We start from the raw sequence: 6767 nt of genomic DNA, 5'->3' as shown, positions 1-6767 counted from the left end.
CGTTCTACCCCGGCTACCGTTATCATATATCGATATAAAAAATGGTCAACCAGAAATATTTTCTGGCTGACCTTATAATACGATCGGGCGCGATTGTTGAATATTGAAGGTAACATATCATTAGACTTTTTTATAAAACATTAACTTCTAACGGCTAGATAAGATCCATTTTGATTGATCTTTTTTCAAAATGGATTTTTCTAATTTACCGAAAAATACGGATTTATGAGGTGTTTTTAATCAAGCTCTATTACAAAGCAACATCAAGCCGATTGTGCGCTCAATGAGGTTGCCAAAACAACGTCGTAAAATTCCCCAACTTCGCAAATAAGATTATCGAGTAAAATATAAATTGTGCTAACTATTTAGAGAAAAGATAAATAATAGCATCGGCAGCATTTATCGATTCCATGTCAGAATGAATATTTGTTTTATGAATGAGAGGATAGTAGAAGTTTCAAAGGGAATATGAGGTATCTTCACATAAACTACAGATTGAAAGGTTATAATGTGCTTCGAGGAGGATATATCGATGAACTATCATATTCTTGTAGTAGAAGACGATTTAGAAATTCAAGAATTAATTAAACAGTTTTTGATGACACAAAATTATACAATAGAAATTGCTTCAGATGGGTTAGAGGGAATGAAACGATTTAATACACAACCCTTTGATTTAATTCTCCTTGATGTCATGATGCCAAACCTTAATGGATTTGAAGTTGCCAAAATGATCCGTAGTCAGTCAAACATACCCATTATTATGTTGACTGCTTTAGAAGAAGAACAAGATCAAATGAAAGGCTTTGATATAGGGATTGATGATTATATAACAAAACCCTTTTCATTTCATGTGTTGATCAGACGAGTACAAGCGGTTCTAAGAAGAAGTTGTAATAAAAATAGCGATAATCATTTAAATTTTAATGAACTGAATGTCGATTGTGACGGATATAAAGCTTATGTAAATAAAGTTGAAATACCATTAACAACTAAAGAGTTCGAAATTTTACAACTACTGCTTCATAACGAAAAAAAGGTGCTTACTAGAGAAATTATTGTAGAAAAAATTTGGGGATATGAATATTCAGGAGAAACACGGATGATTGATACACATATTAAAAATTTAAGAAAAAAATTAAATATACCCTATATTAAAACAGTAAAGGGTATTGGATATAAAATCGATGAATAGGATTGTAAACATCATGAAGATGAAACGAATAACCTATAAGCTCTTTATGATCACATCTCTCATATTGTTATCTTTTGCGGTCTTGATTTATTTGACGTTATACTTCTTCCTTCCAACATTTTATGAACAATATAAAACGAATCAACTCCAATCTGGAATAGAGGAAATAATTAGTGAATCTAAAAATTTAACAATACAAAATGCGATACCACTTTTGGATGAGTACACCAAAGAAAATAATGCCATCATTTACTTACAAACTAAAGAAGGAACTATTATTTACTCGCCTTCATTTTTTATTCAGGGGGATACGCAACGACCAAAACTTACTGCAAAAGCAGCGCCAATTCAAAATGCAGAAAGTCATAATAATGCATTTCATGTTACTTTGCCCATTCAATTCCTAGATGAGGATAATTTTATGGTTACTGTACTTGCGACATTACAACCTATTGATGAAGCGACACATGTCTTAGTCCGTTTTCTCCCTTATATAAGTATCATTGTAGTGTGTATCGGGTTAGGAAGTGCCTTTTTATATTCAAGGTTCATTACAAAACCGCTCATCTATATGAATGAAGGTGCGCAAAAGATGGCAAACTTGGATTTTTCCGAAAACATCGTAGTTCGTTCAAATGATGAATTAGAGGAACTATCTAATAGCTTGAATGAGATGTCGAATAACTTGCAACGAACTATGCTCGATTTACAAAAAGCAAATGAGCAATTAAAAGATGATATTGAAAGAGAGAGGAAAATCGAAACAAAACGCCGAGAATTTTTCGTAACAGTTGCACATGAATTAAAAACTCCGCTCACTGTTATGAAAGGATATATAGAAGGGATGATTTATCATATCGGCCCTTATCAAAATCGTGACCTCTATCTAGAAAAAAACCACAACATTATCGAAGGAATGGAACAATTAGTTCGAGAGATTTTGAGTATGTCTAAATTAGAACAAGATACCTTTAAATTGCAATTGGAAGAAGTCAACCTTTTAGAATTATTAGATTCAATAACGAAAGATCTCGTTTTTTTTGCTTCTCAAAAAGATATTCAGATTATAAAACAAATTTCTCCTAATATGAATGTATACACAGATCGTGATTTATTAGAAAAAGCTTTTAAAAACATAATTCATAATGCAGTTACGTATTCACCGCATGGAGAAACAGTATTTATTGAGGTAACTGGGCTTCCAAAAGAAAATCAGATTCAAATAAAAGTAATTAATACAGGTGTAAAAATTAAGGAAGAGGAAATTCAACAATTATTCGAGCCTTTTTATCGAATCGAAAAATCCAGAAATAGGAATACAGGTGGAAGTGGGCTAGGTTTATATATTGTAAAACAAGTTTTTGAATCTCTTTCGATCATCTATGCAATGAAAAATACAGAAGATGGCATACAGTTTGTAGCTACTATACCTAAATGGATAAGGAAATAACTAAAAAGCACATTAAAACATACAAATTGTCTCAGATTTTCTTTGAGACAATTTTTTACTTTTAAATAGAAAAAATTTAGTACCCGCAACTTCAAAAGATAATTGAGTAAGAAATTGGCGGTAATGCTATGAACATCTATACTTCTAAAATGATATAAACCATGTTAAAACAAAATCGCGATTGAGAATTGAGAAAATGGAAGTATTAAGTATAACAAACCCGGATATTTTTTCTGAAAATAACGAGTGATGTTATCGTTAATGAATTGTAGAAAATTGAATTAATGCTGGTACTCAAATCTACTATGGTTTCCTGACAGAGATAAAATTTTTCAGGGAAAATAATCCGGATGCTCCAAAATCTCCAGGTAATCTTCATAGTAACTACAGATAACGCCTATACAATTAAGACTGTAAGACAAAATACTTTAAAGGGAGATTGAAAACTATGAAAAAGAGAAAGAAATTGGCTGCTACTACCTTAGGTGCAGTATTTGCACTTTCAACTTTTGGAGCTGCGTTTGCTACCGAAGTCCCAACCGGAATTATTGGAGGTAGTGAATTTGTGAAGGGGCAAGTTAGTAGACCAGCTAACTTTGATGAGATTTCTAAAGAAAAAATACAAGAAATTTTTAACCAAGTAAAAGCAAGTACATTAACGAAAGAAGAAGCAATAAAACAATTTGATGAAGCTCTTGGAATTAAGGGAGTTAAAAAAGCAGTAAGTAAACCAGCTAACTTAGATAAGATTTCTAAAGAAAAAATACAAGGGATTTTCAACCAATCAGAGGCAGATACATTAACGAAAGGGGAAGCAACAAAACAACTTGATGAAGCTCTTGGAATTAAAGGAGATAAAAAACCAGTAAGTAAGCCAGCGAACTTAGATGAGATTTCTAAAGAAAAAGTACAAGAAATTTTCAACCAATCAGAGGCAGGTACATTAACGAAAGAAGAAACAAAAAAACAACTTGATGAAGCTCTTGGAATTAAGGGAGATAAAAAACTAGTAAGTAAACCAGCCAACGCAGATGAGATTTCTAATGAAAAAGTACAAGATATTTTCAACCAAGTAGAATCAGGTACATTAACGATAGAGGAAGCAATGAAACAACTTGATGAAACTCTTGGAATTATATAAAAATAAAGTGGGTAGTTCTGTAAGCAAACCAGCAATATTTAAAGAAAAGGTATAAGCTATTTAACTAGCACGAATAGGTACACTCTGAAGCAATAAGACATATTGATGAAGATCACAATAGGAAGTAAGAAAAGACAAACTTAAATAAAATACAGTAATATTTATACTTGAGCTTTCTATCCTTGGAACAAGTAAATAAGAGCAACCAGTTAATAAAGAACAAAGATATAACTCAACCCCAGGAAAAAGAAAACCAGAAAGAGATAATGTTAGTTTAGTATAAATGATAAAAACACGCCCTCTATGCTGCAAGGAAAACAGCAAGAGGGCGTGTTTATTTTTTGCGTATTAAAAATTCTTTTTGAAGTACGGTGTTTTTTTCAGCACGATACATACTGGAATCGCGATAAGTAAACCGACAACGTTTTGGATGACGTCCCCTGGAATTGATGCTAGTGGCAAAACCCAGCTATTGAACATAATCGCTTGCCCGATGTAGTATACGGCAATCATCACAGGCATTGAAATGACTGCTCCTAAAATGTTTAATCCAATGTTGTCGCCTCGATAGCCATTAGACCAAGCAATTTTACCTACAATCATACCTTGTAATGCGCGCGCGATTATTGTGGTTGGTGCCCAAATTAACCAACCGGCTACAATATCAAATAAGCCCATCCCGATTGCTCCAACAAGCCCACCTTTTTTGGGTCCAAATAAAATTGCTGCGATGAAAAGCATTGCAGTGCCTAAATGGATGAGCCCCCCTTGCCCGATTGGTAGTTTGATATTGATGAACATTGTTGCCACGAAAACAAGCGCTGCTAAAATGGCTGTAATCACTAAATCAAATGTTTTCGTGCGTGGTTTTGTATAGGTGTGTCTTTGTATACTTTGCATCTGTATCTTCCTCACTACAATGAATTATTAGATAATTTTTACTTTAGCAAAGGACTGACTGTTGTAAAAGTGTCAATTTAATAAAAATGTTAGAGGTCAGTTTATTTTCGAAGTATAATAAAACTCCATCACTCGAATATAAGTTATGTGTATTTTCGTATCTTTCTAATTATGATAGGATGAAGGGAGTATAAGGAGTGTTAGTTAGGTGGAGAGTATGATGAAAAAAGTTGCTGTAATTCAGGATATTTCGTCCTTTGGGAAGTGCTCGTTAACGGCTGCGATACCTGTGCTGTCAGTGATGGGTGTTCAGGCAGTGCCATTGCCAACTGCAATTTTAACGGCACAAACAGGGTATCCGAGCTTTTATTGTGAGGATTTAACGACAAAGATGGACACCTTTGTAGATGAGTGGAGCAAGCTTGGTGCGACCTTTGATGGTATTCATACAGGCTTTGTGACAGGAAAAGAGCAAATCGATAACATTTTTCAGTTTTTAAGCGTGTTTCATTCGAATGAAACGAAGCTACTTGTCGATCCAGTGATGGGGGATATGGGCGAGGTTTATAAAATGTTTACTGGTGAGTTGCTTGATCGTATGAAGGAGTTAGTGAAGCGTGCTGACATTATTACACCAAATGTTACAGAGTGCTGCTTGCTTACAGGTTTGTCGTATGAAAAACTTCAGAGCTATCAAGATAATTCTGATTATTTTCAGGCGCTAGATGAAGCGGGCCATCAGTTACAGCAGGTGACTGGTGCGAATGTCATTATTACCGGTTTGAATCCACCACCAACAGATGCGACCAAGCGCTATGTAGGCAATATGTATATCGATGCAGATCGTTCATTTTATAGTATCCGCGACTATAACGGCGAGAGTTATTCAGGCACAGGTGATTTGTTTGCGTCAGTCATTATGGGTGGCATGATGCGCGGACAGGATTTAGTAGAATCGATGAAGCTGGCAGAGGTGTTTTTAGGCGCTGCGATTGGGGCTACGTCAAAGGATCAAGTTCCGCGTGAGGCAGGCGTAAATTTTGAACAATTTTTGCGAATGTTACTTTAGGGTTTCTTGTAGTCGCAAACTGCGTCTTAAATTCGGGTAAAATAAAAGGCCCCTTTTTTGTTGCACCTCAATTGTTAGATAAACATCTAATAATTGAGGTGTTTTTTTATGTGGAATTTAACAAAGACAAATTTAAAAGATGCACTAGTAATATTGGTAGGAACTATTGAAATAGTTTTGGAACTTAAAGAATGTAAGTACAATCTTGATGAAATTGTAAGTAAAACCATAATTTCATTAAAAATTATGGGGTTTAATGTATACTATATATATCCTGTTAAGTTAAGTAGGAAAGTCTTTTTCTAGGAGATATACGATGAAATTTGATTGTTTAATTGTAGATGATGAGATCGCTTTAGCTGAAACAACTTGTGAATATTTTAATATGTTCGAAGTTAAAACGGCGTATGTAGTAAGTGCAGAGGAGTGTAAGTGTTTTTTGGAAGAACATGAACCATTATTGATTCTTCTAGACATCAATCTAGGTAGTGAATCGGGGTTTGATTTGTGTAAAAAATTGCGTAAAACTACGCAGATTCCGATTCTATTTATTAGTGCTCGATCCAGCGATGACGACGTTCTAATTGCGCTTAACATCGGTGGGGATGATTACATTCAAAAGCCATATACACTAAGTATTTTACTAGCAAAAGTAAAAGCGGTACTTAAAAGATATGGGAGTGGTTCTAGCAACCAGCAAGAAGTTTTAGCGTTTGGTCAAATCCAAATTGATACACAACTTCATCGTGTTCGAGTTAAGGGTATTGATATTCAACTAAAAACGATGGAATTTAAACTTCTCTCGTATTTAGCGAAAAATAAAAATCGTATCATCACAAAAGATGAATTATTTCAAAATGTATGGGGAGATTCCTTTGTAGGGGATGGAACCCTAAATGTACATATTCGACATTTACGCGAGAAAATTGAAGAGAATCCAAAGGACCCGAAATTTATAAAAACAGTGTGGGGAACAGGATATGTGTTAGAGGATACTAAGCAATGAGAATAA

General features: G+C 34.2%; 7 protein-coding genes. 6 read left to right on the top strand and 1 reads right to left on the bottom strand.

Features of this window, described 5'->3' with window-relative positions; translation table 11 throughout:
- Positions 1–532: 532 nt before the first annotated feature.
- The 3 genes from ACIQZG_RS14385 (at position 533) to ACIQZG_RS14375 (ending at position 3786) form a co-directional block, all read left to right on the top strand.
- A complete protein-coding gene (locus ACIQZG_RS14385; RefSeq protein WP_402756079.1) occupies positions 533–1195 on the top strand; it encodes a response regulator transcription factor in 663 nt (220 codons plus the stop codon).
- Positions 1188–2645 carry a sensor histidine kinase gene (locus tag ACIQZG_RS14380; RefSeq protein ID WP_402756078.1) on the top strand — a complete coding sequence of 486 codons (1458 nt, stop codon included), beginning with the start codon at positions 1188–1190 and terminating at the stop codon, positions 2643–2645. Before ACIQZG_RS14385 ends, ACIQZG_RS14380 begins: the two co-directional genes overlap by 8 nt.
- A gap of 439 nt (positions 2646–3084) precedes the next feature.
- Complete coding sequence (locus tag ACIQZG_RS14375; RefSeq protein WP_402756076.1) at positions 3085–3786, top strand: hypothetical protein; 702 nt, start codon at positions 3085–3087, stop codon at positions 3784–3786.
- 348 nt (positions 3787–4134) lie between these two features.
- On the opposite strand, the gene ACIQZG_RS14370 is transcribed toward ACIQZG_RS14375, so the two are convergent.
- Positions 4135–4686: an ECF transporter S component gene (locus ACIQZG_RS14370; RefSeq protein ID WP_402756074.1), complete on the bottom strand. Its 552-nt coding sequence runs from the start codon at positions 4684–4686 to the stop codon at positions 4135–4137.
- 220 nt (positions 4687–4906) lie between these two features.
- Here ACIQZG_RS14370 and ACIQZG_RS14365 point away from each other — a divergent pair, with 220 nt between their 5' ends.
- The 3 genes from ACIQZG_RS14365 (at position 4907) to ACIQZG_RS14355 (ending at position 6761) form a co-directional block, all read left to right on the top strand.
- The gene (locus ACIQZG_RS14365; protein WP_402756072.1) at positions 4907–5755 is read left to right on the top strand and encodes a pyridoxamine kinase; all 849 of its coding nucleotides are present in this window, start codon (positions 4907–4909) and stop codon (positions 5753–5755) included.
- Between the two features lie 108 nt (positions 5756–5863).
- Positions 5864–6061, top strand: a complete 198-nt coding sequence (locus ACIQZG_RS14360; protein ID WP_402756070.1) for a hypothetical protein — start codon at positions 5864–5866, stop codon at positions 6059–6061.
- Positions 6062–6071: 10 nt separating this feature from the next.
- A complete protein-coding gene (locus tag ACIQZG_RS14355) occupies positions 6072–6761 on the top strand; it encodes a response regulator transcription factor (RefSeq protein WP_402756068.1) in 690 nt (229 codons plus the stop codon).
- Positions 6762–6767 lie beyond the last annotated feature (6 nt).

Source organism: Lysinibacillus sp. NPDC096418, assembly GCF_044762775.1.
In the GTDB taxonomy this organism is placed as follows: Bacteria; Bacillota; Bacilli; order Bacillales_A; family Planococcaceae; genus Lysinibacillus.
The sequence above is the reverse complement of the archived record's forward strand: the minus strand, read 5'-3'. Positions and strand labels throughout refer to the sequence as shown.

Coding starts and splice junctions, on each gene's coding strand:
- ACIQZG_RS14385 (WP_402756079.1), top strand. CDS start 533: ATGAACTATCATATTCTTGTAGTAGAAGACGATTTAGAAATTCAAGAA.
- ACIQZG_RS14370 (WP_402756074.1), bottom strand. CDS start 4,686: ATGCAAAGTATACAAAGACACACCTATACAAAACCACGCACGAAAACA.
- ACIQZG_RS14360 (WP_402756070.1), top strand. CDS start 5,864: ATGTGGAATTTAACAAAGACAAATTTAAAAGATGCACTAGTAATATTG.
- ACIQZG_RS14365 (WP_402756072.1), top strand. CDS start 4,907: ATGAAAAAAGTTGCTGTAATTCAGGATATTTCGTCCTTTGGGAAGTGC.
- ACIQZG_RS14380 (WP_402756078.1), top strand. CDS start 1,188: ATGAATAGGATTGTAAACATCATGAAGATGAAACGAATAACCTATAAG.
- ACIQZG_RS14355 (WP_402756068.1), top strand. CDS start 6,072: ATGAAATTTGATTGTTTAATTGTAGATGATGAGATCGCTTTAGCTGAA.